At 54.0% G+C, this 26,394-nt stretch carries 21 protein-coding genes; 7 read left to right on the forward strand and 14 right to left on the reverse strand.

Features of this window, described 5'->3' with window-relative positions; all coding sequences use genetic code 11:
• Window positions 1-31: 31 nt before the first annotated feature.
• The 6 genes from KCG48_RS08650 to KCG48_RS08675 form a co-directional block, all read right to left on the reverse strand.
• The gene (locus KCG48_RS08650) at window positions 32-1,087 is read right to left on the reverse strand and encodes a peptidylprolyl isomerase (RefSeq protein WP_211801327.1); all 1,056 of its coding nucleotides are present in this window, start codon (window positions 1,085-1,087) and stop codon (window positions 32-34) included.
• Between the two features lie 96 nt (window positions 1,088-1,183).
• A complete protein-coding gene (gene mfd / locus KCG48_RS08655) occupies window positions 1,184-4,717 on the reverse strand; it encodes a transcription-repair coupling factor (protein WP_211801328.1) in 3,534 nt (1,177 codons plus the stop codon).
• 8 nt (window positions 4,718-4,725) lie between these two features.
• Window positions 4,726-5,292, reverse strand: coding sequence for an aminoacyl-tRNA hydrolase (gene pth / locus KCG48_RS08660; protein ID WP_211801330.1), 567 nt, complete (start codon window positions 5,290-5,292; stop codon window positions 4,726-4,728).
• 79 nt (window positions 5,293-5,371) lie between these two features.
• Window positions 5,372-6,589, reverse strand: coding sequence for a S1C family serine protease (locus KCG48_RS08665; protein WP_211801332.1), 1,218 nt, complete (start codon window positions 6,587-6,589; stop codon window positions 5,372-5,374).
• 11 nt (window positions 6,590-6,600) lie between these two features.
• A complete protein-coding gene (locus KCG48_RS08670) occupies window positions 6,601-8,010 on the reverse strand; it encodes a sensor histidine kinase (RefSeq protein ID WP_211801334.1) in 1,410 nt (469 codons plus the stop codon).
• 15 nt (window positions 8,011-8,025) lie between these two features.
• Window positions 8,026-8,712: a response regulator transcription factor gene (locus KCG48_RS08675; RefSeq protein ID WP_211801335.1), complete on the reverse strand. Its 687-nt coding sequence runs from the start codon at window positions 8,710-8,712 to the stop codon at window positions 8,026-8,028.
• 295 nt (window positions 8,713-9,007) lie between these two features.
• On the opposite strand from KCG48_RS08675, the gene KCG48_RS08680 reads away from it, so the two are divergent.
• From KCG48_RS08680 to KCG48_RS08690, 3 genes are read left to right on the forward strand one after another with little or no spacing between them, the layout of a single operon-like run.
• Window positions 9,008-9,940, forward strand: a complete 933-nt coding sequence (locus KCG48_RS08680) for an ABC transporter ATP-binding protein (RefSeq protein ID WP_211801336.1) — start codon at window positions 9,008-9,010, stop codon at window positions 9,938-9,940.
• A gap of 11 nt (window positions 9,941-9,951) precedes the next feature.
• Window positions 9,952-11,088, forward strand: a complete 1,137-nt coding sequence (locus tag KCG48_RS08685) for an ABC transporter permease (protein ID WP_211801337.1) — start codon at window positions 9,952-9,954, stop codon at window positions 11,086-11,088.
• Window positions 11,075-12,241, forward strand: coding sequence for an ABC transporter permease (locus KCG48_RS08690; RefSeq protein ID WP_211801338.1), 1,167 nt, complete (start codon window positions 11,075-11,077; stop codon window positions 12,239-12,241). The genes KCG48_RS08685 and KCG48_RS08690 overlap by 14 nt, the downstream gene beginning before the upstream one ends.
• 118 nt (window positions 12,242-12,359) lie before the next feature.
• On the opposite strand, the gene KCG48_RS08695 is transcribed toward KCG48_RS08690, so the two are convergent.
• The 3 genes from KCG48_RS08695 to spoVG form a co-directional block, all read right to left on the reverse strand.
• Entirely contained in the window at window positions 12,360-13,316 is a 957-nt protein-coding gene (locus tag KCG48_RS08695) for a ribose-phosphate diphosphokinase (protein ID WP_211801339.1), read from the reverse strand.
• 12 nt (window positions 13,317-13,328) lie between these two features.
• Window positions 13,329-14,702 (reverse strand): bifunctional UDP-N-acetylglucosamine diphosphorylase/glucosamine-1-phosphate N-acetyltransferase GlmU, encoded by a 1,374-nt coding sequence (glmU, locus tag KCG48_RS08700; RefSeq protein ID WP_211801340.1) that lies wholly within the window; start codon window positions 14,700-14,702, stop codon window positions 13,329-13,331.
• Window positions 14,703-14,957: 255 nt separating this feature from the next.
• Window positions 14,958-15,254 (reverse strand): septation regulator SpoVG, encoded by a 297-nt coding sequence (spoVG, locus tag KCG48_RS08705; RefSeq protein ID WP_211801342.1) that lies wholly within the window; start codon window positions 15,252-15,254, stop codon window positions 14,958-14,960.
• A 289-nt stretch (window positions 15,255-15,543) separates the two neighbouring features.
• On the opposite strand from spoVG, the gene KCG48_RS08710 reads away from it, so the two are divergent.
• The gene (locus KCG48_RS08710; RefSeq protein ID WP_211801344.1) at window positions 15,544-16,368 is read left to right on the forward strand and encodes a Cof-type HAD-IIB family hydrolase; all 825 of its coding nucleotides are present in this window, start codon (window positions 15,544-15,546) and stop codon (window positions 16,366-16,368) included.
• A gap of 66 nt (window positions 16,369-16,434) precedes the next feature.
• Here KCG48_RS08710 and rpiA read toward each other — a convergent pair whose 3' ends face one another.
• Entirely contained in the window at window positions 16,435-17,106 is a 672-nt protein-coding gene (gene rpiA, locus KCG48_RS08715) for a ribose-5-phosphate isomerase RpiA (protein ID WP_230977067.1), read from the reverse strand.
• Complete coding sequence (locus tag KCG48_RS08720; RefSeq protein ID WP_211801346.1) at window positions 17,103-17,999, reverse strand: helix-turn-helix domain-containing protein; 897 nt, start codon at window positions 17,997-17,999, stop codon at window positions 17,103-17,105. The genes rpiA and KCG48_RS08720 overlap by 4 nt, the downstream gene beginning before the upstream one ends.
• 202 nt (window positions 18,000-18,201) lie before the next feature.
• Between KCG48_RS08720 and uxaC the strand changes: the two genes are divergently transcribed.
• Both uxaC and uxuA read left to right on the forward strand, forming a co-directional pair.
• Window positions 18,202-19,593, forward strand: a complete 1,392-nt coding sequence (gene uxaC / locus KCG48_RS08725; RefSeq protein WP_211801348.1) for a glucuronate isomerase — start codon at window positions 18,202-18,204, stop codon at window positions 19,591-19,593.
• Window positions 19,594-19,597: 4 nt separating this feature from the next.
• Complete coding sequence (gene uxuA, locus KCG48_RS08730; RefSeq protein WP_211801349.1) at window positions 19,598-20,644, forward strand: mannonate dehydratase; 1,047 nt, start codon at window positions 19,598-19,600, stop codon at window positions 20,642-20,644.
• 126 nt (window positions 20,645-20,770) lie between these two features.
• Here uxuA and purR read toward each other — a convergent pair whose 3' ends face one another.
• A complete protein-coding gene (purR, locus tag KCG48_RS08735; protein ID WP_211801350.1) occupies window positions 20,771-21,580 on the reverse strand; it encodes a pur operon repressor in 810 nt (269 codons plus the stop codon).
• 190 nt (window positions 21,581-21,770) lie between these two features.
• Here purR and murC point away from each other — a divergent pair, with 190 nt between their 5' ends.
• Window positions 21,771-23,153 (forward strand): UDP-N-acetylmuramate--L-alanine ligase, encoded by a 1,383-nt coding sequence (murC, locus tag KCG48_RS08740; protein ID WP_211801351.1) that lies wholly within the window; start codon window positions 21,771-21,773, stop codon window positions 23,151-23,153.
• Window positions 23,154-23,218: 65 nt separating this feature from the next.
• Here murC and KCG48_RS08745 read toward each other — a convergent pair whose 3' ends face one another.
• A complete protein-coding gene (locus KCG48_RS08745) occupies window positions 23,219-24,118 on the reverse strand; it encodes an ATP-binding cassette domain-containing protein (protein WP_211801353.1) in 900 nt (299 codons plus the stop codon).
• Window positions 24,115-26,388 (reverse strand): hypothetical protein, encoded by a 2,274-nt coding sequence (locus KCG48_RS08750; RefSeq protein WP_211801354.1) that lies wholly within the window; start codon window positions 26,386-26,388, stop codon window positions 24,115-24,117. The genes KCG48_RS08745 and KCG48_RS08750 overlap by 4 nt, the downstream gene beginning before the upstream one ends.
• Window positions 26,389-26,394: the final 6 nt, after the last annotated feature.

Here is a 26,394-nt window from a genome sequence, read left to right on the forward strand (position 1 = left end):
GAATATCTCGGGGAAAGGACCGCACATTATCTTACTGAATCTTGTCTTTGTATTCCTTGACGTTGAACTCTTTCTTCCACTCGTCGATCTTCGTCTGAATTCTCTCGTCGAAGAGTCCGTTGAACGCAGCATCCTTGATTTCCACATTGAGGTCGCCCTTCTTGTAGAGATCCTTCACCATGATGATGTGGTAGCCGAACTGGGTCTTCACCACGCCGGATACTTCACCTTCCTTCAAAGGCTTTACAAATTCCATGAAATCCTTGGCCAGGGTGGACTGGGGATTTCCATTGGAACCGGTATAGTCATAGGCGCCCAGAAGGCCGCCGCTGGTGGAGGTCCCGTCGGTGCCGTATTCGGCTGCCGCTTCCTCAAAGGTCATATCCTCACTCTTGATCTTTTCCAGCGCTTCCAGGGCCTTTAGGCGGGCAGCGTCGTCAGATCCGGTGATGATGTGGTAAATGGTGGCGCCATCATCTTCATGATAGTAGTTGCGGTAATACTGCTTGTCAAAGTCGGCTTTGTTTTCATTATAGTAAGCTTCAGTTTCCGCATCTGTGGGCTTCAGCTCCGCCTTTACCTTCTCATAGAAGTTGTTGCGAAGCACATTGATCTTCACTTCTTCCCGGTAGGTTTCCTCGGTATATCCCTGCTCTTCCAGTGCTGCCAAGTATTTCTCCTCGGTGCCGTAGTACTTCAGGTCGGAGGCCAAGGCCTCGTCGATGGCTTTCTTCACTTCATCGGTTTCCACATTCTCGCCAGCGGCGGTGAGTTTCAGATCGATGAGCTTCGTGAAGAGGAGATTGTCCAGGGTGTCTTCCTTGTAGGCCTTGATGGTGGCCTTTCCGTCTTCTGTCTCCCGCCATTCTTTGCCGTACATGGAGTCATAGTAGGAGAAGATGGAGGCATAGCGCATTTCAAACTCCGTGGCCAGGTCCTTCTGGGTGATCTTGATTCCATCCCCCTTGGCCAGCACGGTGTTGTCGATGGCTTCCTGGGTTTTCTCCACCAGTCCGCAGCCGGACAAAGCAGCCGTGAGCAGGGAGGCGGTGAGAAGAGTAAAGATTTTTTTCTTTAACGTAATCAAATTGTTTACCTCGCTTCGATTCTCGATTCATTCTTCAGCTTGATGATACAGGGTCTATGTTACAGTTTCTTGACATATTCTTCAATTATAGTCATTTCAGGGTGTTTTTGCAACTTCCTCGGCCTGGACCAGCTCCTTCATGAGCTTGGTCAGCTTATCGATGGTGGCATAGCGGTCCTTCTCCGTCACGGCATAGGTAATGCCGGGCAGATCCCGGGTGAAGGCGATCTTTTTGCTGTACTTCTGCAGAAGCAGATCCACCTTGGCGGGAGTGAGCTTTTCCGCTGAGGCAAAGGTCACCAGGATGTCCTTGCCCCGGTCCTTCACTTCCACGACGCCGGCGGCGTTGGCATGGAGTTTCAGCCGGGCGATGTCCATAAGATTGTAGAGGGAGTCGGGGATATCGCTGTAGCGATCCAGTAGCTCCTCCTTGATCTCCTCGTAGTCCTCGTCCTTCGCCATGGAGGCAATGCGCTTGTACACCTCGATCTTGTGCATTTCATCGGCGATGTAGGTGGACGGAATATAGGCATCCACCTTGATCTCGATGGTGGTGGTGAGCTCCTCCTCTTCGATTTCGCCGGTGATCATGCGAATAGCGCTGTCCAGCATCTTCACGTAGAGGTCATATCCCACCACGGACATTTCCCCGTGCTGCGCCTTTCCCATGAGATTGCCCGCCCCGCGGATCTCCAGATCCCGCATGGCGATCTTGAAGCCGGAGCCCAGCTCCGTGAAGTCCTTCAGGGCCCGAAGCCGCTTCTCCGCCACCTCCGTGAGCACCTTGTCCTTGCGGTAGGTGAGGTAGGCATAGGCGATGCGGTTGGTCCGACCCACGCGGCCCCGCAGCTGATAGAGCTGGGAGAGGCCCAGTTTGTCCGCATCGTTGATGATAATGGTGTTGACGTTCTGGATATCCATACCCGTTTCAATGATGGTGGTGCAGATGAGCACATCGGTGACCTGGTCCATGAAATTCTTCATGGCGTTCTCCAGCTCCCGCTCATTCATCTGGCCATGGGCCACCTCGAAGGTCACCTCGGGGATGAGCTTGCTCAGGTAGCTGTGGAGCACATGGATGTCCTCCACCCGGTTATGGACGAAGTAGGCCTGCCCGCCCCGAGATTTTTCCCGAAGGATGGCGTCCCGCACCAGCTGCTCGTTAAACTCCACCACATAGGTCTGGATGGGGTAACGCTCCTCCGGCGGGGTCTCGATGACCGAGATGTCCCGGATGCCGGACAGGGACATGTGGAGGGTTCGGGGGATGGGGGTTGCCGACAGGGTAAGCACATCGATGTTCTTTTTCACCTGCTTTAGCTTTTCCTTGTGGGCAACGCCGAAGCGCTGCTCCTCGTCCACCACCAGAAGGCCCAGGTCCTTGAAGTGGATGTCCTTGGAAATGACCCGGTGGGTACCGATGAGGATGTCCACATTGCCTTCCTTCACCCGTCGCAGGGTCTCCTTCTGCTCCTTGGGTCCTCGGAACCGGGAAACCATGTCGATGGTGATGGGAAAGCCCTTGAAGCGGTTGCGGAAGGAGTTATAGTGCTGCTCCGCTAAAATGGTGGTGGGCACGAGGACCGCCACCTGCTTGGAATCCATAACAGCTTTGAAAGCCGCCCGCATGGCCACTTCCGTCTTGCCATAGCCCACGTCTCCGCAAAGGAGCCGATCCATGACCTTGTCCGTTTCCATGTCCGCCTTGATCTCCTCCACGGACTTCAGCTGATCCTCCGTCTCGTCGTAGGGGAACTCCTCTTCAAACTGCCTCTGCCAGGGCGTATCTGCCGAGAAGGCGTAGCCATGGACCTTTTGCCGCTCAGCATAGAGCTTCACCAGATCCTCGGCGATCTCATCCACAGCCCGCTTGACCTTGGCCTTGGCCTTGGTCCACTCCTGGCCGCCCAGCTTGCTGATCTTGGGGGCCTTGCCCTCGGTGCCGATGTAGCGCTGCACCATGTCCAGCTGCTCCACAGGGATGAAGAGCTTGTCGCTTTTGTCGTAGCTGATTTCCAGGTAGTCCCGGATGAGGCCGCCGGATTCCAGCTGGCGAACCCCCAGGAACACGCCGATGCCGTGGTTCACATGAACCACATAGTCGCCCTTGCGCAGCTCGTTGAAGCTGCCGATCTTCGCCAGTCCCTTGCCCTTGTTGACTTTCTTTTTCTTCCGCTTGGCTTCGCCGAAGACTTCCTTGTCGGAAATGAGGGCAAGCTTGATGTCCGGGAACTCAAATCCCCGGAGCTGATTGCCGAAGGTGATCACGACACTAGCGTAGTCCAGGTCGCTTAAAGTATCCTTATAGACACTGTCAATGTCCTTGTCGCGCAGGATGTTTACCAGCCGCTCGCCCCGGGGGCGCGTACCGGCGAGAATGACCACTTTGTAGCCTCGCTTCTTGCGGTCTGCGATATCCGCAATGAGCATATCCAGCTGGCCCTGATAGTTGTAGATGGTCATCTGGTTGAAGCTGGCCAGGGTCCGGGGTGGCAGGAACCGTTCCGTTTTCTGGAAGGCGTTGAAGGTGATCACCGGGAGGCTTCTGACGGTCTCCAGGAGAAGCGCCTGGTCCAGCAGGAGATTTCCCTGGGAGGGAAGAATTTCCCCCCGTCCCAGAAAGGCTTCATAATCTTCCCGAAATTCCAGATAAGTGGACTCGATCTTGCCCAGGGCATTGTTCGTATCATCGATGACGATCTTTCCCTGGCCGATGAAGTCAAAGAACGTGGAGGGCTTATCGAAGAAGAAAGGAAGGTAGGCATCGATATTCTCGAAGAACATACCTGCCCGCAGGGCTTCCAGATTCGCCGCCACATGGGACTTCAGCTTCTCCAGGGCTTCTTTGTCGTAGCTCTTTTTCTTTTCCTTGGTCCGAATGATGCTGTCCAGCTCCGCCTGAATCCGCCGGGCGCCTTCCTCCATCTGCTCATCCTTCAGGATGATCTCCTTGGCGGGAAAAATCTCAAACCGGTCCACCTGCTCAATGCTTCGCTGAGTCTCCGGATTGAAGGTGCGCAAGGAATCCACTTCATCGTCGAAGAGCTCGACGCGGTAAGGCAACGGGCCATCAGGGGGATACACGTCCAGGAGGCCGCCCCGCAGGGCAAACTCTCCCTTTCCTTCCACCAGCTCCGTGCGGACATAACCGGCCTGCACCAGGGTTTTCGCCATGGCCTTCAGGTCCAGGATCATGCCTTTTTCCACCGTGAGGAAGTACTCCCGGTAGTGGCTGAAGGGAGAATATAGGGCAGCCAAAGCCTCAATGGTGGTGACCACGATCTTCTTCTTCCCGTTCATGAGCTCCTTGATCACCTTCAGCCGTTCCCAGCGCAAATCGCCGGAGATGGCATCAATATTGTAGAAGACCACTTCCTTCGCCGGGAAATAGTACACCTCATTCTCATAGAGCAGGAGATCCTCATAGAGATTCTTCGCATCCATGTCTTTGGAGGCAAACACAAAAAGACTCTCCTCCTCCTTCTGGAACATGGCCGAGAGGAGGAAAGCCCTGGCGGATTCTGATATCCCGTAGGCGCCTACAGGATATCGTTTTTCCCGTATTCCCTTTTCCAGGTCCCGAAAGGCTGGGTCTTCCTGAATGGCTTTCATCACACCGTTAAATCTCATTTTCTCACCTACTCCGCCCGAAAGCCGTTGTATTCGCTGATGGCGGAATCAATGCCGTTGTGGAGAATCGAATGGACGGCATTCTTGGCAGCCTCCAGGGTCTGCTCCAGAAGCGGCATTTCCTCCGGCGCGAACTTGCCCAGCACATGGCGCACCAGATCGTGGCTGGGTGCCCCCACCCCGACCTTAACCCGGGGAAAATCCTCCGTGCCCAGGAGGGCAATGGCGGACTTTATGCCGTTATGCCCCCCAGCGCTTCCTTTCTTGCGGATCCGAAGCTTCCCCACATCCAGGCTCACATCATCAAAGATGACCAGGATGTTTTCCGGGGGAATCTTGTAGAAGTTTGCCGCCTCCACGAGACTTTCCCCCGACAGGTTCATATAGGTCTGGGGCTTCAGAAGGATCACCCGGTGACTGCCAATGCGGCCTTCCCCGACCAGACCCTTGAATTTCTTTTTATCCAGGGAAATCCCCCAGGCTTCCGCCAGACGGTCCACCACCATGAAACCGGCGTTGTGGCGGGTCTGTGCATAGTCCTTGCCTGGATTGCCCAGGCCTGCGATCAGGTACATTTCCTCACCTCTTTCTCATTTTCATTCTCTATCATAATGCAAAAAAGGGACCTCTTGAAGTCCCTTTCGAAAATCTTGCCTAGTCCACCACCGTGCCGAAGAGCGTGGCCTCGGTCTCCATCACCGCTGAAGAACGGCGGTACTGGATGATGACCACATCCCCCACCTGCTTGGTCTTCACATATTCATCCACCGTGGTGGCCGTCTGCACGGGCACGCCGTCGATGCTGAGAATGATGTCCGTGGGGCGAAGCCCTGCCCGGTCCGCGGTGCCTTCCGGCGTTACCCGCTGGATGTAGTAGCCGGTAAAATTGTTGTCCGTATCCGTGATGAGATTCCCAAAGACGCCCATGAAGGGAATGAGGATCTCTCCGGAGTTGATCAGCGCCCGGGCGATGCTCCTCGCCTCATTGGACGTGATGACGGCGCCGAATCCGCCGTTGAAATCCTGGGAAAGGCTGAAGCTGTTGATGCCGATGACCTCTCCGTTCATGTTCACCAGGACCCCGCCGTTGGTTCCCCGGTTCACCAGGGCATCGGTTTCCATGGCATAAATCTTGATCTCCCGATTGTCCTCTGTCAGGGTGGAGATCATCTTGTTGATGGTGGAAATCACGCCAAAGGTCAGGGTTCCCCGGGCCCGATCCCCAAAGGGATTGCCGATGGCGGCCACGCTTTGGGCCACCTTCACCGTGGAGGAGTCACTGAACCTGGGCGGGCGAAGATTTACCCCCTGGACCCGGACCACAGCGGTGTCCGTGGCCATATCCCGACCGATGACTTCCGCTTCCCGGATGTTTCCGCTGTCCCGGTCGGACCGGATGTACACCGGGGTTCCTTCCTTGGCCACGACGCTGTAGGGCACCAAAATATAGCCTTCCGTATTCATGACAACGCCGGACCAGACATTATCGTAGGAGATTCCGTCAAAGGCCTCCCGGCTGTTGGCCACCCCCACCACGGACAGCGCCACGTCCTCATAGATATCCCGGAGCTTTTGGCGATCATAGAAGCTGGCTTCAAAAGATTCCAGACTCTTTTTCAGCATTTGGGCGAAGTTTCCCCCATTGTCGATGACCAAGGTGTCCTCGGCAATTCTCCTCGTCACCAGGGTGGCGGTCACCGCCGAGGTGAGGACCACGGCCAGGAGCAGGGTCAGAAACTGAAGGATCCCGCCGCGGATTCGGGAGCGCTGATCCAGTTTATAGCGGATCTCTCCGGATTTTCCCCCTTCGGACTCGAAGGCATTATCCTCTCGGCCCCCTAAGGTTTCTTCTGGTTTTCGTTGTTCATCCATGTTTCTCTCTCCTAGGTCATGCTCAGGGTGAAGGTAAAAATAACCCCCTGCCCTTTGTTTTCCACCCAAATATCTTCGCCAAACTGCGTGATGATGTTGCGCACAATGGGCAGACCCAGCCCGGTGGAAACTTTATTGGTGCGGGACTTGTCCCCTTTATAGAACCGGTCCCAGATATAGCGGATATCCTCATCGGAAATGGGATGTCCGTCATTGTAGACCGACACATGGACCTTCTTTCCTTTGATCTTGGTCTGAATGTTGATGTGTCCGTTGTCCATGCAGTGCTTCACCGCATTGTCCGTGAGATTCGTCAGCACCTGAATGAGACGGTCCCGGTCTCCGGCCACATAGAGGTGGTCTCCCTCCAGGGTCACGTTGACCTTCAGCGCCTTATCGTTGATCTTGGTTTCAAAACGGGTGACGCAGATCCGGACGATCTCGTTGATGTCCAGCTCCGTCATCTTGAAGGAGAACTTTCCCGACTCCATGGCGGAAAGATCCAAAAGGTCATTGACCAGCCGGGTGAGCCGCTGAATCTCGTCATAGACGATTTTCAGGTAATCCCGCTCCTTGTCCATGGGAATGATGCCGTCCAGAATCCCCGCAATGAACCCCCGGATGGAGGTAATGGGCGAACGGAGCTCATGGGAAATATTCGATAAAAAGTCCCGGCGGTTCTTGTCCGTCTTTTCCAGGGACTCCGCCATGCTGTTGAAGGACTCCGAAAGCTGGCCGATTTCATCGTTGGAGGTGACCAGCACTCGCTGATTCACCTCGCCCTTGGAGATCTTCCGGGCGATGTTGTTCAGTTCCACCAAGGGCCTAAACAGCATGCGCTGGGCGATGTAGTAAATGAGGAGAGCCGAAAGCAGAACCGCAATGATGGTCATGGTCCACAGACGGACATAGATCTCATTCAGCGGTTCCCAGATTTTTTCCATGGGCGTATAGACGACGATGGCGCCCTGATAGGCCTGACTGGCAATGACGGGTTTAATGTAGAGCGACATTTCTTCTCCGGTGACCGGATTACGGGTCCCGTTGACTTCAATGGAGTTCCCGGAAAGAAGCCCGCTGCGGTCCGGAAAATCAAACTGGGTGAACATGGTTTCCTCATAGGCGGTATTGGTGACAAAGAACACATAGCCCGATGCATCCACCAGGAGGATATCGCCCTTTTCCACCCCTTTAATCAGCGAAAGACTTTGGAGAAGCTCCGTGTCGTCGATTTCCTTGTTCAGATACCGGGGAACGCTGGAGGAGGCCACCGTGGTGGTTTCCTCCAGATCTGCCCGATTCCGTTCCAGGAAATAGTTTTGGAACCACATGGTGAGGACCACAGCCATGAGGACAAACCCTGTGGCGACGACCAGGGCAAAGGTTACCACCAGTTTCGTCACCAGCGAACTTTTTTTCATTTGCCGTACACCCTCTTACTTGACTTCAAACTTGTATCCCACACCCCATACGGTTTCCAGCTGCCAGTTGGGTCCGCCGTGGAGCTTTTCCCGAAGACGCTTGATGTGGACATCCACGGTACGGGAGTCTCCCGGATAATCATAGCCCCAGACTTCGCAGAGGAGCTGTTCCCGGGTGAATACCCGGTTCTTGTTCGACGCCAGATGATAGAGCAGCTCAAATTCCTTGGGCGGCATCTTCACATCCTGGCCCTTGTAGACCACATTGTAGGAGTTCACGTCGATATTGAGCTCGGGGAAGTTCAGCACTTCCTTGCCGCCGCTCTCCGTGTTGAACCGACGCATGACCGCCTTCACCCGAGCCACCACTTCTTTAGGCTCGAAGGGCTTCACCATGTAGTCGTCCGCGCCCAGCTCCAGCCCCAGCACCTTGTCAAAGGTATCGCCTTTGGCCGTGAGCATGATCACCGGAGTCTCGTAATCCTTGCGGATCCATTTCAGCACATCGATGCCGTCCACATAGGGCAGCATGATGTCCAGGAGGACCAGATCCGGTTTATAGTCCACAAACACTTCCTGGGCCGCTTTGCCGTCTGCCGCCACCCGGGTGTCGTACCCAGAGCTCTGCAAATACATTTTCAGCACTTCGCTGATATTTTCGTCGTCATCGACGATGAGGATTTTTCCGATTTTCCCTTCCATCTTTCTTAACCCCTTTCACTTGGACTTCCTTGCGGATATTGTTACTTTTATCATATAGCAATTTTATGATAAATACATACCTTTCACGGATAATTCATAAGCTTCCCCGCATTGTTAACAGATTATACTCATTCTCTTTTGTTCAAATATGAACATCCCCCTAGCCTCTGCCACTTTTCGGAGAATGGTTCTCCTCCTTGGGTTAACGGCTTTTTAATACACTCTTAATGTATCTCCGATGGAAACGCGATATAATATGTTAATTGGTAAACAATCTGTACAAAAGGAGAACAAGATGATCATTGAAGTGGAAAACCTCAAGAAAAGCTATGGTTCCTTGGTGGCTCTGGAAGATCTGAATCTCAGCGTGGCTGAAGGGGAAGTCTTCGGTCTCCTGGGTCCCAACGGATCGGGAAAAACCACCGCCATCAACTGCATTCTCTCCCTCCTGGACTATGACCACGGAAGGATCCGGATCTTCGGGAAGGACATGGCCCCCGATGCCTATGATCTCAAACAGGACATTGGCGTGGTCATGCAGAACGTGGCGGTATTCGACGAACTCACCGTTCAGGAAAATATCGACTACTTCTGCGGGCTCTATGTGCCGGACAAAAAACGCAAAAAGGAACTGGTGGAGGAGGCTATTCTCTTCACCGGGCTGGAGGATTACCGGAAGTTTTATCCGAAAAAACTCTCCGGCGGTCTCCTGCGCCGCCTGAACATCGCCTGTGGCATCGCCCACAAGCCCAAGCTCATCTTCCTGGATGAGCCCACCGTGGCTGTGGATCCCCAGAGCCGGAACAAGATCCTGGAAGGCATCCTGGAACTCAATCGCCAGGGTTCCACCATCATCTACACCTCCCACTACATGGAGGAGGTGGAAACCATCTGTTCCCGCATCATGATCCTGGACAAGGGAAAGCCCATCGCCACGGGCACCAAGGAAGAACTGAAGAACATGATTGCCACGGGCACAAAGGTCACGGTGGAGGTTCCAATCTTTTCCGACGCCCTCCTGCCCAAGGTTCGCGCCCTGCCAGGGGTCATTTCGGCGGATCGTCAGGGGACAAGGCTCCACCTGAAATCCAGCAAGGAAAACGGCATCCTGGAGCGGGTCATCACCTTCCTCAACGATGAGGGCATTGCCTACTCCAACATCTATGCGGAGCTGCCCACCCTCAATGATGTGTTTCTGGAAATTACCGGCAAAGAGCTGCGGGATTAGGGGGTGACGCCATGTTCTTCCACATTTTCACCTACCGGCTGAAAAAACTTCTCCGGACCAAGGAAATGATCTTCTGGACCCTGGCTTTCCCCATACTTCTGGGCACCTTCTTCAACTTGGCTTTTCAAAACCTCGATACCGCGGATCACTTCACGGCCTTTCCTGTGGCCGTGGTGGCCGATGCCGCCTACGAGGCGGATCCCGTGCTGAAGGACGTCCTCAGCCAGGTCTCCACAGGAGAAGACCCGCTCTTTTCCCTCCAGACCGTCACGGAAAAAGAGGCGGAAGCCCTGCTGGAAGGGCGAAGCATCGCGGGCTATATCAAAGCCGGCAGCCCCTACCAACTGGTGGTTCGGGAATCGGGACTCAATCAGAACATCCTTCGACTCTTCCTGGATAACCTCAACCAGACTTCCGCCGCCATTGCCCTCATGGGTCAGGAACATCCCGAAGGAATTCCCGCCCTTCTGGCCGCTGCAGGGGATCCCCAGACTTACACCCGGGAACTTCCGTCAGACAATCCTCCCCCTAAGCAGATTCTGAACTATTTTTACTCGCTCCTGGCCATGAGCTGCATGTACGGCGCCTTCTTCGGCAGCGATGAAGTGACGGATATTCAGGCCAACATTTCTGCCCGGGCCGCCCGGATTAATGTAGCCCCGGTGAACAAGCTGAAGGCCTTTCTTTCCAGCATGGCCGCCTCCTTCCTCCTCCTCACGGTGAACATGCTCATCCTCCTTCTCTTTGTGCGGTTTGTCCTGGGCATCGACTTCGGATCAAAATCCGCTCTGGTGGTCCTCACCACCATCGTGGGTTCGCTCACCGGCGCCTCCTTCGGCGCCTTCATCAGCGCCCTGGTGAAGAAAGGAGAAAACCTCAAGGTGGCCATCATCATCACCGTCTCCATGGCCGGTTCTTTCCTGGCGGGCATGATGTATGCCGAGATGAAGTTCATCGTCCAGAACACCGTGCCGATCTTGGCCTATCTGAATCCCGTGAACCTCATCACTGACGCCTACTACTCCCTGTACTATTTCAGCACCCTGGAGCGCTATACGCTAAATATGGCGATTCTCCTCCTCATGAGCGTCATCTTCAGCGTGGGCACAGCCCTGATTCTAAGGAGGCGAAAATATGCCAGTATTTAAGGTAAGTCTCAAGGTGCTGAAGCGCAATCTTCCCAGCATCCTGATCTATCTGGGCGTTTTCCTCGCCTTGTCCGTGCTCTTTGCCCGCAATGCCCAGAGTCAGGGCGAAGAGTATACCCGTTTTGATCCGGTGAAAACCCCCATGGCGGTGTTTGCCGAAGAAGATACTCCCCTCATCCGGGGATTTTTGGCCCACCTGGAGAAAAGCGCCGTGATCCGTCCTCTGGAGGATGAGGAAAACCTTATCCAGGATGCCCTCTACTTCCGGAACATTTCCTTCCTCGTCAGGATTCCGAAGGGCTTCACGGAAGCCTTCCTCCGCCAGGAGGAGGTGACCCTGGGCAAAACCGTGGTGCCCGGCTCCGTGAGCAGCATCTATCCGGAGCTGGCCATTGACACCTACTTTAATACGGCCCGGATGATTCTGGCCGCGGCGCCCAATCTCACTTCGGAAGAGCTGGCGGAAAAGGTGGAGAAGGCCCTGGCCCAGACGACGCCCATTACGCTGAAAAGCTATGGCACTGAAGCCTCCACCCCGGGAATGTCCCGTTACTTCTTCAACTATATGGCCTACTCCCTGGTCTCTATCCTGGTCTTGGGCACCAGTCTCGTCATGCTGGTCTGGAAGGATCTGGACCTTTACCGTCGAACGGAGATCTCCCCCTTACGGCGAAGCCGGATCTCCCTGGAAAAGTACCTGGCCCTGGGGGTTTTCACCCTCATCACCTGGGGAACCCTGATCCTCACCTACTATGTGCTCTATCGGGGGGAATCCCGCCAGAGCACCAGCATACTCTTTGTGCTCAACTCCTTCATCCTGGCCTTCACCTCTTTAGGCATGAGCTTCCTCATCGGCACCCTGATGAAGAGCCGCAACGCCATCAGCGGAGTGAGCAATGTGCTCTCCTTAGGGCCGTCCTTCATCAGCGGCGTCTTTGTGCCCCAGGAGCTTCTGGGTGCCGGCGTCCTGGCTCTGGCCCATGTGACCCCCACCTACTGGTACGTGACGGCCAACGGCCTCATCTCCACCCTGGGGAGCCTTCAGGATCCCGCCCTGAGCCGGATCTTTTCCCACATGGCTGTGGTGGCTGCCTTTGGCCTCGGTTTCTTTGCCCTGGCCAGCTTCCTGGGAAGACGGCAGACTCGGATGTAGGCCGTCCCCTAGTCCCCTCCTCCACACAACGAGAGAAGTACAAAGCATCTAAAACATAAAAAACAGGCTGCAAAACCCAAAGCCATGGGTTTTGCAGCCTGCTGCATTGTATGGTGATTTAGTCGAAAAGCTTGCTCAGGGGCACATCGTCGGTGATGCGCTTAATGGCTTCTGCAAAGAGCGGAGCCACGGAGAGAGCGGTGAACTTCGTCAGGTCATCGCGGTTGGGCCAGGCGATGGTATCCAGCATGACCAGCTCCTTGATGGCGCTCTGGTTGATGCGGTCGATGGCGGGACCGGAAAGAACACCATGGGTGCAGGCGGCATAGACTTCCACGGCGCCCAGGTCCATGAGGGCATTGGCGGCATTGGAGATGGTGCCTGCAGTGTCGATCATGTCATCGATGAGGATGCAGGTCTTGCCCTTGATGTCGCCGATGATGTTCATGATCTCCGAAACATTGGCCTTGGGTCTGCGCTTGTCGATGATGGCCATGGGGGCATGGAGTCTTTCAGCCAGCTTACGGGTTCGGGTGACGGAGCCCAGATCCGGGGAAACCACCACGATATCGGGATTCTCCATGAAACCCTTCTTGATGAAGTAATCCGCAATGATGGGCATACCCAGCAGGTGATCCAAAGGGATGTTGAAGTAGCCCTGAATCTGTGCGGCATGGAGATCCATGGTCAGCACGCGGTCAGCTCCGGCGGTGGTGAGAATATCGGCCACCAGCTTTGCGGTGATGGGATCTCTGGAGCGGACTTTGCGGTCCTGGCGGGCATAGCCGTAGTAAGGGATCACGGCATTGATTCTTCCGGCGGAAGCTCGCTTGAAGGCATCGATCATAATGAGCAGCTCCATGAGGTTGTCATTGACCGGATGGTTGGTGGACTGAATGATGAAGACATCGCAGCCTCTTACGGTCTCGTTGGTCTCCACGAAAATTTCTCCATCGGAGAAGGTGCCCACTTTATTGTCTCCCAGCTTCACGCCCAGAATCTCGGCGATCTGGCGAGCCAGCTCGGGATGTGAACTGCCGGCAAAGATCTTGAAATTGTTGTACTGTTTTATCATCGAATATTCCTCCTAATACTTTCCGCTCTCTTTACGCTTCTGAACCCAGCCTTCCTTGTTCACCTGCTTGGCCCGGGCGATGCCCAGGCTTCCCGCAGGGACATCCTCCGTCACGGTGGAGCCTGCGGCGGTGAAGGCGCCCTCATGGACGGTCACCGGTGCAATGAGGTTCGTATTGCAGCCGATGAAGGCATGATCCTCCACCACGGTTTTGAACTTGTTCTTGCCGTCATAATTGACCACGACGGTGCCGCAGCCGAAGTTCACATGTTCGCCCACTTCGGCATCGCCGATGTAGGTGAGATGGGAAATCTTGGTGCCGTTGCCGATGGTGGACTTTTTGATTTCCACGAAATCGCCCACCTTCACTTCTTCGCCAATGACCGACTGGGGACGAATGTAGGCAAAGGGACCCACGCTGGTCTTTTTGCCCACCGCAGATTCCAGGATCACGGAGGAGGTCACCGTCACGTCATCGGCAATCTGGCTGTCCACAATACGGGAGTTGGGGTACAGGGTCACGCGTTTTCCCAGGACCGTCTTTCCTTCCAGAAGGTTGTTCGGATAGATCACCGTATCCTGGCCAATGACCACATCCGCTCCGATGTAGGTGGACTGGGGGTCCACCAGCGTAACGCCGTTTTCCATGTGGAAGGTGTTGATTCTTCGGCGCATGATGGCTTCCGCCTCGGCCAGATGAACTCGGGTATTCACTCCGCGGGTTTCGTCAAACTCCGTAATCACGGCCCCGACCTTCAGTCCTTTGCCCCGCATAATCTCGATGACATCGGTGAGGTAGTACTCCTTCTGGGCATTGTTGTTCTTGAGCATCTGCAGCGAAGCCAGGAGCTCTTCCACATCAAAGAGATACATGCCCGCATTGACTTCCTTTAGAAGCAGTTCTTCGGGAGAGCAGTCCTTGTGCTCGATGATCCGAGCCACTTCTTCGCCTTCTCGCTGAATCCGGCCATACCCCGTGGGGTTCTCGATGACGGAGGTGAGAAGGGTGGCGCTGAATCCGCCCTCCGCATGATTTTTCAGCATGCTGGCCACGGTGGATTCTTGGATGAGGGGGGCATCCCCCGTGAAAATGGCCACCGTTCCGACTTTGCCTTCCAGAAACGCCTTGGCGCAGAGCACCGCGTGTCCCGTCCCCAGCTGTTCCTCCTGGACAGAGTAGCTGACGTCTCGGCTTTTCGTCTTTTCGATGACCTGTTCTTTCCCGTTCCCCACAATGACGTTGACGTCTTGGATCCCGGACTTTCTCATGATGTCGATGACATGATTCACCATTTCCTTGCCGCACACCTGATGAAGAACCTTGGAAGTCTCGGACTTCATTCTCTTCCCTTCACCAGCAGCCAGGATCAATGCGTAATTTCCCATACTTCACCTCTGTTATTAATGAGCGACATGACAATTGGCTTTCAACAGTTCTCCTGTTCAAAGCCCCTTCAATTTCTATTCCATTATAGATGAGGTTCCTTTCAATTTCAACCGATATCCCCAGCCCCAAGGGGATCCTTGGGGAAAATGCAGGATAAATTCAGCGGTTTTCTTTCCCGGAAACGCAAAAAAGACTTGAGGAGCGCCCCAAATCTTTTTCCCGAAATCCCGAAGGATCTTCCTCAAAATTCGCTGTTAATCCACGGCAATGGGTTCGTCCACAAAGGGTTCCTCTTCATGGCGAACCTTCTCATACTCATCGAGAATCGAAGTCTGAAGCTTCTCGCGGGTAGTGGTGTTGATGGGGTGTGCAATATCCTTGAATTCTCCATCTGGGGTTTTCCTGGATGGCATAGCAATGAACAAGCCGTTCTGCCCTTCGATCACCTTGATGTCGTGCACAACGAATTCGTTGTCGAAGGTAACGGAGACAATTGCCTTCATTTTACCATCGGCTGCAATTTTCCTGATTCGTACGTCTGTAATGTTCATGTGAACCTCCTTTAGTATTCGACTTGATCCCGTTGTCCTTAACGTCCATTTAGAAAATTCTGAAATTAAGGATTACATTTTGATTATAAGGGGAAGTGGTTACGTTTTCAACTATTTATGTGAAATTTGCTCATTTTTAGCAAAGTTCCCCTTTCGGTTGAAAGGATGCATAACGTCCCCCCGCCCCTTGAGGAGAATTTTGTCAAAAGGCCATGAATGCCCCAAAGTTTCGTTTCCCAAAAGTCATTTTGTGTTACCATGAAAGGAGAAACCAAAAAGGAGAATTTCCATGAACGACTATAAATTAATCTGCATCGATGTGGACGGAACCCTCTATGATGATCATAAGGTCATTCCCCCGGACAATGTGACCGCCCTGCAGGAAGCCTCCGCCAAAGGCATCCGGGTGGCCATCACCACGGGTCGCATGTTCAACTACGGCTACCTCTACGGCGGACTTCTGGGCTTCGAGACCTTAACCATCGCTTCCAATGGTGCCTATGTGCGCGTGGGCGATGAGGTTCTCCACCATCATGGCCTAACCCACGCCCAGGTCCTGGAGGTGAAAGCCAAAATCGACGAGTCCGGCCTCTTCGCCCACTACAACGCCTGCAACACGCTGCTTTGTTCCGGACCCTTGGGCGATGGCAACGGCTACCTGGCGGCCAACGATAAACTCCCGGCATCCCGAAAGATCGACATCGTGGTCACGGAGGATCTGGAGCCGGAGCTGGAAAAAAGATCCGGCGAAATCCTCAAGGCCATCGTCTTCTCCCAGGGGGATCTGGAGGCCTTAGGTAAGCTTCGGGAGGCGTTTCGGGATCATCCGGACCTGGACGTGGTGGCCTCTTCCCGCTACAACATCGAGATCATCCCCAAGGGCGTGAGCAAGGCCCGGGGCATTGAGGCCCTCATCCGCCATCTGGGCATCTCCCCCGAAGAAGTCATCGCCATCGGCGATGAGGAAAATGACCTACCCATGATCCGCTTTGCCGGCATGGGGGTGGCCATGGGCAATGCCACTGCCGCGGTGAAGGCTGCCGCCGACTATATCACCGACACCAACAACAATGCCGGCGTAGCCCAGGCGGTGCGAAAGCTCTGCCTGGAATAATCGCCCCCAGAAAGTAAAAGAGAGACGACGTGGAAGGAAATGTTTTTTCCTCATCGTCGTCTCTTCTTATTTACGAAAATGGTGGCGCAGGGTGTCTCCCACGCCTTCGATGACTTCCTCGGCCATGTGGAGAAAGAGTCCCGTTTCCACCACCCCGCTCATGAGCTTCAGCTCCCGGTGCAGCCCTTCCGGATCCGAAATGGCCTGCAGGTGGAGATCCAGGATCCGGTTTCCCGCATCGGTGACGAAGGGCTCCCCTGCCTGCATCCGCACCCGGGGATGATAGCCCTGATTCTCCAGTTTCTTCCAGAGCTTTTCCAGGTTGAAGGGGACCACTTCCAGAGGCAGGGGAAACCGCCCCAGGGTGTCCACCATCTTCTGGTGGTCCACCACCCAGATCACTTTATCCGAGGCCTCCGCCACCAGCTTCTCATAGAGCAGGGCTCCTCCACCGCCTTTGATCCCATTGAGATTCGGGTCCACTTCATCGGCGCCGTCCAGGGTGAGATCGATCCGGTCCACGGCGGAAAAGGGCAGGATCGGAATGCCCAGTTCCCGGGCAAGGATTTCGGTGCGTTGGGACGTGGCCACTCCCTGGAGACGAAGCCCCTGGTCCATGCGCACCTTCAGCTCCAGCAGTGTAAAGTGCACTGTGGAGCCCGTGCCCAGGCCCAGGATCATCCCGTCCTCCACGGCATGGGCGGCGGCGCGACCGGCTCGTTCTTTTTCCGTCATCATAGCCCTGCCTCCAGTTCCGCAGCTTTCTTCTGCCCTTCCTGCATCACCTGGAGGAACTCCTTGGGGGTGGTGCCGTACTCGTTCTTGAAGGCCCGGAAAAAGTTGGAGTAATCCCCGAAACCGCACTGCTCATAGACGGCAGTGATGGGGTTTCCCTGAAGAATGAGCCCCTTGGCCAGGATCAGCCGTTTTTGGACCACATAGCGGTAGAGGGTTGTCCCCGTATGTTTTTTAAACTCCCGGGAAAGATGGTACTTGGAGATGAAGAAGTGGCGGGAAAGCTCATCCATGTTGATTTCCCCGTCCAGATTTTCATTGAGGTAATGAATCACCGCATCGATGAGCTGGTTTTTCTTCACCACGGGCTGCAGCTTTTCTTCCACATCGAAGCTGATCCGGTTGAGGGCCACCATGAGCTCCGTGATGTAGAGATCCGGCAAAAGATCCTGCCCTGTGCCCTTGTACCCTTCCACGGCGATGAGCTTGTCCAGGATGCTTCGGACCAGCTGCTGGTTGTCGATGCTGGTTCGAAGGAGAGTCTTCTTCCGCTTGTCCAGAAAACAGCGGGTGAGATCCGTCTGGGGGGTGGAGAGCCGTTTGAGATACGGCCGGCTCACCCAGAGAACATACCGCTCATAGTAGTGGTCCGCCCCTTCGATCATGGCCTGGTGGAGCTCCTTGTGGTTCACCAAGACGATGTCGCCGGGGATAAGCTGATAGTTGCGTCCTTCTATCTGGTAGCTCACTTCCCCTTTGACGAAGAAATAGACTTCAAAAAAGTCATGGTGGTGCAGGGAGACGTTTCTCAGTTTGGTGCTCTTATAGTAGAAGAGTTCATAATCACTCCGGTTCATGTACTGCCGGGTGGAATACTCATTTCCGCGCTTGCCCATGGCAAAACCTCCCTCGTTTCTTGTCCCCATCTTAACGAAATTAAGCAATATTTGCAAGTCCTTGGGCAACTATCATCATCGGGATTTCACACTCATTTGGTATACTGATTCTAGAAGATCCGAAAATGGGACTGTTGCGGACTGGAGATTTGCATTTTGCGGATTTTGCACGCAGCCCACGGACAATCAGGAGGTCACATTAGTGTTTGAATCCGATTTTCTTTTAAAAACGCCCACCGCCCGAATGCTCTATCATGAGGCGGCGGAGCATGCCCCCATCTATGATTACCATTGCCATCTCAATCCCCAGGAGATATTCGAAGACCAGGTGTTTGAGAGCATCACCGCCATGTGGCTGGGCTTTGACCACTACAAGTGGAGAGCCATGCGCTTTGCCGGCGTTCCGGAAAAGTACATCACCGGGGACGGTACGGATCTGGAGAAGTTCAAGGCCTTCGCCAAAACCCTGGAACGGCTTGTGGGAAGCCCCCTCTATCACTGGACGCATCTGGAACTGGCGCAGTTCTTTGGGATCCGGGAGTATCTTACCTCGAAGAATGCCGAGGAGATCTACACGGCCATCAATGTGAAAATCCAGACGGATGCCCTTTCTCCGGTGAAACTCATCGAGGCCTCCGGGGTGAAGCTCATCTGCACCACGGATGATCCGGCAGATGATCTTTCCTATCATGCCAAGATTCGGGAGAAAAACCACAGTTTCCAGGTGCTTCCCACCTTCCGCCCGGACAAGGTGCTGAAGATCGAAGCTCCCGATTTTCTCCGGCAGCTGGAGAATCTCTCCAACACCATGGGAAAACCCCTGACCACCCTGGGCGATCTCAAGGTGGCCCTGGCCTCCCGCATTGCGTATTTTGCGGCCCAGGGCGCTGTCCTTTCCGACCACAGCCTGGAGGCCCTGACCCCGGATCTGGGTTCCGAAGCCTTCGCCGAAGAACTCTTCCTCCGGGCCCTCCAGCGGGATCCCATCTCGGTGCAGGAAGCGGCAGTCTTCCGTAACCACATGCTGATCTTCCTGGCCGGACAGTACCACAAGCATGGCATGGCCATGCAGCTCCATCTGGGAGCCATGCGCAACAACAACGCCCGGTACTTTGAAGCCCTGGGTCCCGACACCGGCTTTGACCTGATGAATGACTTCCCCGTGGCGGAATCCCTCAGCCTGCTCCTGAAGGCCATGGATGCCCAGAACGGCCTGCCCAAAACCATTCTCTATACCCTGAACGCCAAGGACAACGCCGTCCTCTCCACCCTTCCCCACTGCTATCCGGAAGACGGTGTTCCCGGAAAAGTTCAGTTCGGTCCCGCCTGGTGGTTCTTTGACCACAAGAGCGGCATGGAAACCCATCTCAACGACCTGGGCAACCAGGGCATGCTGGCGGACTTCATCGGCATGCTGACGGATTCCCGCAGTTTCCTGTCTTATGCCCGCCATGACTACTTCCGTCGGATTCTCTGCAATTTCCTCGGCAATCTGGTGGAAAACCAGGAGTTCAACGACGATCCGGAAATCCTTCTGGGGATTGTCCGTGGCATTACCCATGAAAATATCAAAAAATATTTAGGAGTTGACTAACATTATGAAACTATCATTCCGTTGGTACGGGGTCGATGATCCTGTCAAAATCGAGTACATCCGTCAGATTCCCACCATGTACAGCATCGTCACCGCCGTTTATGATGTTCCCGTCGGCGAAGTGTGGTCTGTGGAAAGCATCAGCAAGCTGAAGAAGATCACCGAAGACAATGGTCTCCACTTTGACGTCATCGAGTCCGTTCCGGTCCATGAGGACATCAAGATTGGTCTTCCCAGCCGTGACCGCTACATCGAGAACTACAAGGAGAACATCCGAAGACTGGGTGCAGCCGGCGTAAAGGTCATCTGCTACAACTTCATGCCCGTCTTTGACTGGACCCGAACCCAGCTGGACTACAAGCTTCCCGATGGCTCCACTGCCCTCGTGTACTTCAAGGATCAGCTGGAGAAAATGGATCCCCTCACGGGCGAACTGTCCCTTCCCGGCTGGGATTCCAGCTACACCAAGGAAGGCCTGAAGGAGCTCTTCGACCACTACAAGAATGTGGATGAGGACAAGCTCTTCGAAAACCTGGAGTACTTCCTGAAGGCGATTATTCCCGTGGCGGAGGAAGCCGGTGTGAAGATGGCCATCCATCCCGATGATCCACCATACTCCATCTTCGGACTTCCCCGCATCATCACCAGAGAAAAGAACCTGGACCGTTTCCTGAGCCTGGTGGACAGCGAGTACAATGGTCTCAGCGTCTGCACCGGATCCCTGGGATCCACCAACGCCAATGACATTTACCACATTGTGGACAAGTACACCAAGATGAACCGCATCCACTTCATGCATGTGCGCAACATCAAGCTTTATGCTGATGACAGCTTCGAAGAAAGCGCCCACTACTCCGGCTGCGGATCCTTGGATATGGTGAAGATCCTCCAGATCCTCCACAAGAACGGCTTCGACGGCTACCTGCGTCCCGATCATGGAAGAATGATCTGGGGAGAAACCGGAAAACCCGGCTACGGCCTCTATGACCGAGCTCTCGGCGCTTCCTACATGACTGGAATCTGGGAAACCTTATCCAAGCTGGACAAATAACTTACTACGCTAAAAACACAACATTTACCGGAAGAAACTGGCGCAAGCCAGTTTTTTCTTTCCCAAAAATCCGCTCCTCATGCGTAAAAAGGCTCCGGATACTCCGGAGCCTTGAGATAATTTGATTTAGTTGGTGGAACCTTCCACGATGACTTCACCCTCTGCATTGACCCCATGGTAATCCACCAAAGAGGTGTAGGGGGTGGGCAGCTTCTTGGTCACTTCCTTGTTGTCCACCAGGACGCCGATGCCGATGAGCTCCGAATCGAACTCATTGAGCAGATCCGCAATGCCGTTCACTGTTCCCCCGGCCCGGAGGAAGTCATCGATGAAGAGACATTTGGAGGAGGACTTCAGGGTCCGCTTGGCCAGGCCCATATTCTGGAGACGGCCGGTGGTTCCGGAAACATAGTTAATGGTGACACTGGTGCCTTCGGTGACCTTGGAGTTCTTCCTGGCCACAATGAGGGGAACGCCCAGGTAACGGGCCACTTCGTAGGCCAGGGGGATTCCCTTGGTTTCCACGGTGATGACATAGTCCGCCTTGGATTTGGCGAACTTGGAAGCCAGTACCACCCCTGCCCGGTGGACGATGGTGGGATCCAGCATAATGTCGGTGATGTAGAGGAAATTACCGGGAACGATGCGGGACCGGTCCCGCAGCATTTCGCATAGTCCCGTTTTGAAGGCTTTTTCTTCCTTCTCTCCCATGGCGGCAATAAATCGTACGCCGCCTGTGGCGCCGGCGATGGTTTCCACTCTGCCCATTTCCAGAGACTCCAGGACCTCACGAATGACCAGAATATCCTCACTGATGGTGGACTTGGCTGCGTTGAGGATCTCAGAGAAATAATTCAGACTCATGATTTTATTCGGATTCTCAATGAGCAGTTTCGTGATGGCGCTGATTCTGCTGTTTCTGGAATACTTTTGCATAAATGGTCCTCCCTTGCGATTATCTCTTTTCATTCTACCTGATTATCGAATGTTTTTCAAGATATACCCTCTGAATATTCGTATTGATAGGGAAGATTGTCCCCTTGGCCAAAGGCTTCCGTTCAGTTTCAAAAAATCTTTTGAAAAAGTTGGGGCATGTATTATGATAGATGAGGAAGGAAGTGGAAACATGTTATTCGATCTTAAGGAATATGAAAATAAGAAGGTGCACTTCATCGGCATCGGCGGAGTGAGCATGAGCGGTCTGGCCGCCATCCTTCTGAACAATAAAATCCGGGTCACCGGATCTGACTTCAAAGAGTCCCCCACCATCGCCCGGCTGCGGGAAGAAGGCGCGGAGATCTTCTTTGGCCACCATAAGGAAAACATCACTGATCAGGATTTTGTCGTCTATACGGCCGCCATTCCTCCGGACAACGAGGAACTTTTGCAGGCCAAGGAACGGGGGATCCCCACCTATGACCGGGCAGAATTTTTAGGCCATATCATCCAGAACTTCACCCATTCCATCGCCGTCACCGGTACCCATGGAAAAACCTCCACCACCTCCATGATGTCTGCCATTTCCCTGGCTGCGGATGCGGATCCCACGATCCTCGTGGGGGCACATCTTCCGCTCATCGGGGGAAATTACCGCATCGGCGACAGCGATCTCTTCATCACGGAGGCTTGTGAATACAAGGCCTCATTCCTGCAGTTTCCTGGAAAGATCGCCATCATCCTGAACATTGAGGCGGATCACTTGGATTACTACCGGGATCTCCAGCATATCCTGGATACCTTCAAGGCCTATCTCCAGGTCATGCCCCAGGACGGCACCGTCATCGCCAATGCCGATGACCCCAACATGGCCTATGTTCTGGAAGGAAGCACCGTGAAGGTTCTCACCTTTGGCATCCATCAAGGTGAGCTGCAGGCCCGGGAGATTGTCTATAACGAAGCCGGTCATGCCACCTTTCACGTTTATCAACAGGAAGAGTACCTCTTTGCCGTGACCTTGAAGGTCCCGGGAGAGTTCAACGTCTACAACGCTCTGGGCGCCATCGGCGCCGCTTTGGCCGCCGGACTTCCCCGGGAGGCCATTATCCGGGGTTTGGGGGAATACCAAGGGGTCAATAAGCGATTCCAGCACCTTTACACCAAAAAAGGCATCACGGTCATCGACGACTATGCCCACCACCCGGGAGAGATTAAGAACGCCCTGGAGACGGCCCTGAAGATGAAGAAAAACCGGATCCATGTGGTCTTTCAGTCCCACACCTATACCCGCACCAAAGCCCTGTTCCATGAATTTGCCCAGTGCTTTGACGCCATGGACACCCTGATTCTTCTCCCCATTTATGCTGCCCGGGAACCCGATACCGGACTGGTCTCCGCCGAAGAACTGGGCGATGCCATCCGAGCCCGAAACACCGTTCACACCCTGAACACCTCCACCTTTGATGAAGCTGCAGAGCTCCTTCGGGGGATCCTGAAAGAAGGAGACCTGGTTCTCACCATGGGTGCCGGTGAATCGGTGAAGGTAGCAGAAGCCCTGGAACCTCTTCTTTAACCTCAAATCACCTCACGTCAAGAAACAGCCTGCATTCGGACATGGCCGCCCGAATGCAGGCTGTTTTACGCTCTTGTGACGGAAGGATCGACCTCCTCCTGTTTCCGATGAAAATAATAGAGATAAACATCTTCCAGCCCTATGGATTCTTTCAGCAGGCTGAAGCCTGGAGGAAGATGGTCTGAGACTAACCGAAGCACCTGCCCTTCTTTTCGCTGATAAATTTGCCCCAGCCCATACTCAAGCTGCAGCGCTTCCCTCTCTTCCCTGGAGCATCGTTTCTCCCCGACTTTCCCGGCGATCTGGGCGATCAGCCACTGGGGGGACGCTGCCGCAAGGAGGCGCCCCTCATCGAGGAGGAGAATTTCTTTGGCGATGCTTTCAATATCCGGCACCACATGGGTCGCCAGGATGACGATCCGCTGTTCTGCCAAGGAGGCAATATAATTTCGGATTCGGATTCTCTCCTGGGGATCAAGCCCTGCCGTGGGTTCGTCGAGAATCAAGAGCTTCGGATCTCCCAGGAGCGCTTGGGCTAAAAGTACCCGCTGCCTCATCCCGCCAGAACAGTTTCGTATTCTGCTACGCGCAAATCCATGCATCTGGAGAATATCCAGAAGACTGTCCACTTGGACCCTGGCCTGACGGCGGGGGATTTCCTTTAGATCTGCCATATACCGGAGAAACTGAAGGGCTGTCATCTCTTCATAAAGTCCCGGATTCTGGGGCATGTAGCCGAAGATTTTTCGGTACTCTTTGCCCCATTCCAAGATATCCCGATCTTCCCAGAGAATTGATCCCTGCTCCCGCTTTAGGGAATCGGTCATGAGGCCCATCAGTGTGCTTTTTCCTGCTCCATTGGGTCCCAACACGCCATACACCCCAGGGGTGAAGGAGCAGGTCATCGTATCAAGGGCTTTCAGTGTGCCATAATGTTTTGTTAAGTCCTGAATCTTTAGCTTCATCGCGGATACCTCCTCCAACGCCAGTCGAGAACGGCAACAAGCAATGCAATGCCCATGAGAGCCATAAGAAACTGAACCCCTCTTAGGGGCAGACTCTGCAATGCCAGAAGACCTCCCCAGGACCAGCTAACCCTCGACAGCGTGGGAATGACCAGGAGGAACAGGGCAAGCCCCATGGTGACGAGAGTCGAACTGGCCCCTAAGCCAAGGAGTAGAATCCCCAGCCCTCCTGCCAGGAGAACCAAGAATCTCCAGCCATAAAATAGCAGCAGGTGCATCATCACCGTATGGTCCCCCATCTGGGGAAAGACATGAGAAAGACTTGTCCCGCTGGCAAAAAGGCCTTCAAGTCCACCCAAAGATTTCCAAAGAAAATAGAGTTCCCAGCCTGTCCAGATTGCCCAAAGTCCCCCAGAAAGGAGGACAACCTGCATAATTTTCCTCCGAAGAAGAGGTCTTTGGCCCCCAGAGGTGCTTTTCAGAAGTTCCAGCGTTCCGCACCGCTTCTCGTAACCCATGATGGGACTGACCAAAAAAACGAAAACCACACCCATGAGAAGGCTTTGCCCCGTCCGGACACCGGAAACATCGTCGCCGTAGAGCACCCGATAGGGCAACGAGGGCACAATTTCGCCATTTTTCGTTTTTGCCAGCACATCCATTCGTTCTTTCAACAGGTTTAGGGCTTCGTATTTACGATGGGCGTTCTCGATCTTCCAGGCTTTTAGGGGATCCCCCGATGGCAAGGATCTGGTTTCTTCGATTTCTTCTCTATTTTCCTGCATCCATTGGTTCAGTTCCTTTTGCTTTTCTTCGGTGATGGGACCTGCCAGACGCTTGCTATACATCTCACTCACCCGCTCCAGAGGGGTGAGCGTAGTTCCCGGCAACTGCCAGAGGAAGAGGATCAGAAACAGGAGAATGACGCCGGAACCTCCGCCTCCCCAGATCAATCCCTTTTTCCATTCCAGCCCCACCCATCGATCCCTCTGTATTTTTACCCGGTTTCGGCTCTGAAGATGCTTTTGATGGCGGATTTTGATTTCCTTTTTCCCTTGGAGACGCAAAATCAGGAGAAGTCCCCAGAGGATCAGAACCGTCAGGACCCCCAGGAGGGTTTTCTCGTTCCATAATCCCATCCCCAGGGAAACGTTTCGGTAACGTCTCATGGCGGGATCCCATTGAAGAAGACTAAAGAAATTCACCACCGCCCACTCTGCTCCTCGATCCTGCCGCTGAAGCTTTGTGAATGCCGCATATTCTAAGCTAAGAAACCCAAGAACCGTGATCAGCGCCGCCTGGCGATGACGAATCCACCGCAAAACGAGCCAAAACAGAAGACCAAAGAGATAAAGACCGAGGGAACTGGCCACTCCCATAAGGATGACCATTGCACCTACGCTCATGGGAGCTGTCATATTCCGATAACGCTCCAGGGATTGGGCGAAGCGATTCAAATCCAGAGATTGCCCATAAAAAAGGGAGGCTGCGGGAAAAAGAAAGCCGAAGAAAACCATGGTGGAAAGCACCGCCATCAGAAGAAGCAAATATGACTGATGGATTCGGAGTCGGTCTCGACCGCCAGAGGTGGCCCACAGGAGCGGCCTAACGTTTTTTTGCCGCTCATCAAAGAGAAGGACCACAGTGATCATCATCAGCATAAGCCCCGATAATACAGCCGGATGATCCATCACAGTTTCCAGCACCTCATCCTGCCCCAACTGGAGCGGAATCCCTTCCAGACGAGAAAAATCCTTTTCTGCTTTCATTAGGTTTTGATATTCGAAGGACGAGGGGTCCTGATAAACCCCCATGGTTCTCATCAATTTTGCCTGCTTCTGAATCTTTTGAAGATCAGCGGGAAACATCCGAAGATACTCAATACGCTGCAGCCAGAGGTTCAGCAGCACGAACTCTCCCCTTATTTCTTCCCGCTCATCCGTGGTCATTTGATTCAGTTGGGACACCAGTTCCGGATGAGCAAGAAGATGCTTCTGCAAATCCTCTTCATCTCCAAACTCCTGCATTCTCACCGCCGTGAGCAGGAGTTTTACCGCAGCTTGTTTCTGGGTCAGGGTATCGCGGGCCTGTTCCAGGGATAAGTCCTCCACCTCTTTTTGGATGGTTTGATTCCAATGAAGATAGACCTCCCGCTTCACCGGCAGATTCATGTGCTGAACTCCAAGGTAAAGCAAGAGGTTCAGGATCAATAATAATCCAAAGGTCCTTCTCCATAGGGGATGGGCAACTATGCGCTTTAGCTCGTACATGGGTTC

The organism is Proteiniclasticum sediminis (assembly GCF_018128025.1).
GTDB classification, from domain to species: domain Bacteria; phylum Bacillota; class Clostridia; order Clostridiales; family Clostridiaceae; genus Proteiniclasticum; species Proteiniclasticum sediminis.

Bases quoted from the DNA above. Each gene is read 5' to 3' on its own strand.
- KCG48_RS08695 (WP_211801339.1), bottom strand. From the start codon at position 13,316: ATGATAAAACAGTACAACAATTTCAAGATCTTTGCCGGCAGTTCACAT.
- murC (WP_211801351.1), top strand. From the start codon at position 21,771: ATGTTATTCGATCTTAAGGAATATGAAAATAAGAAGGTGCACTTCATC.
- rpiA (WP_230977067.1), bottom strand. From the start codon at position 17,106: ATGATGACGGAAAAAGAACGAGCCGGTCGCGCCGCCGCCCATGCCGTG.
- KCG48_RS08745 (WP_211801353.1), bottom strand. From the start codon at position 24,118: ATGAAGCTAAAGATTCAGGACTTAACAAAACATTATGGCACACTGAAA.
- KCG48_RS08665 (WP_211801332.1), bottom strand. From the start codon at position 6,589: ATGGATGAACAACGAAAACCAGAAGAAACCTTAGGGGGCCGAGAGGAT.
- mfd (WP_211801328.1), bottom strand. From the start codon at position 4,717: ATGAGATTTAACGGTGTGATGAAAGCCATTCAGGAAGACCCAGCCTTT.
- pth (WP_211801330.1), bottom strand. From the start codon at position 5,292: ATGTACCTGATCGCAGGCCTGGGCAATCCAGGCAAGGACTATGCACAG.
- KCG48_RS08675 (WP_211801335.1), bottom strand. From the start codon at position 8,712: ATGGAAGGGAAAATCGGAAAAATCCTCATCGTCGATGACGACGAAAAT.
- uxuA (WP_211801349.1), top strand. From the start codon at position 19,598: ATGAAACTATCATTCCGTTGGTACGGGGTCGATGATCCTGTCAAAATC.
- KCG48_RS08750 (WP_211801354.1), bottom strand. From the start codon at position 26,388: ATGTACGAGCTAAAGCGCATAGTTGCCCATCCCCTATGGAGAAGGACC.
- KCG48_RS08680 (WP_211801336.1), top strand. From the start codon at position 9,008: ATGATCATTGAAGTGGAAAACCTCAAGAAAAGCTATGGTTCCTTGGTG.
- KCG48_RS08670 (WP_211801334.1), bottom strand. From the start codon at position 8,010: ATGAAAAAAAGTTCGCTGGTGACGAAACTGGTGGTAACCTTTGCCCTG.
- KCG48_RS08690 (WP_211801338.1), top strand. From the start codon at position 11,075: ATGCCAGTATTTAAGGTAAGTCTCAAGGTGCTGAAGCGCAATCTTCCC.
- purR (WP_211801350.1), bottom strand. From the start codon at position 21,580: ATGCAAAAGTATTCCAGAAACAGCAGAATCAGCGCCATCACGAAACTG.
- KCG48_RS08710 (WP_211801344.1), top strand. From the start codon at position 15,544: ATGAACGACTATAAATTAATCTGCATCGATGTGGACGGAACCCTCTAT.
- spoVG (WP_211801342.1), bottom strand. From the start codon at position 15,254: ATGAACATTACAGACGTACGAATCAGGAAAATTGCAGCCGATGGTAAA.
- KCG48_RS08685 (WP_211801337.1), top strand. From the start codon at position 9,952: ATGTTCTTCCACATTTTCACCTACCGGCTGAAAAAACTTCTCCGGACC.
- KCG48_RS08720 (WP_211801346.1), bottom strand. From the start codon at position 17,999: ATGGGCAAGCGCGGAAATGAGTATTCCACCCGGCAGTACATGAACCGG.
- glmU (WP_211801340.1), bottom strand. From the start codon at position 14,702: ATGGGAAATTACGCATTGATCCTGGCTGCTGGTGAAGGGAAGAGAATG.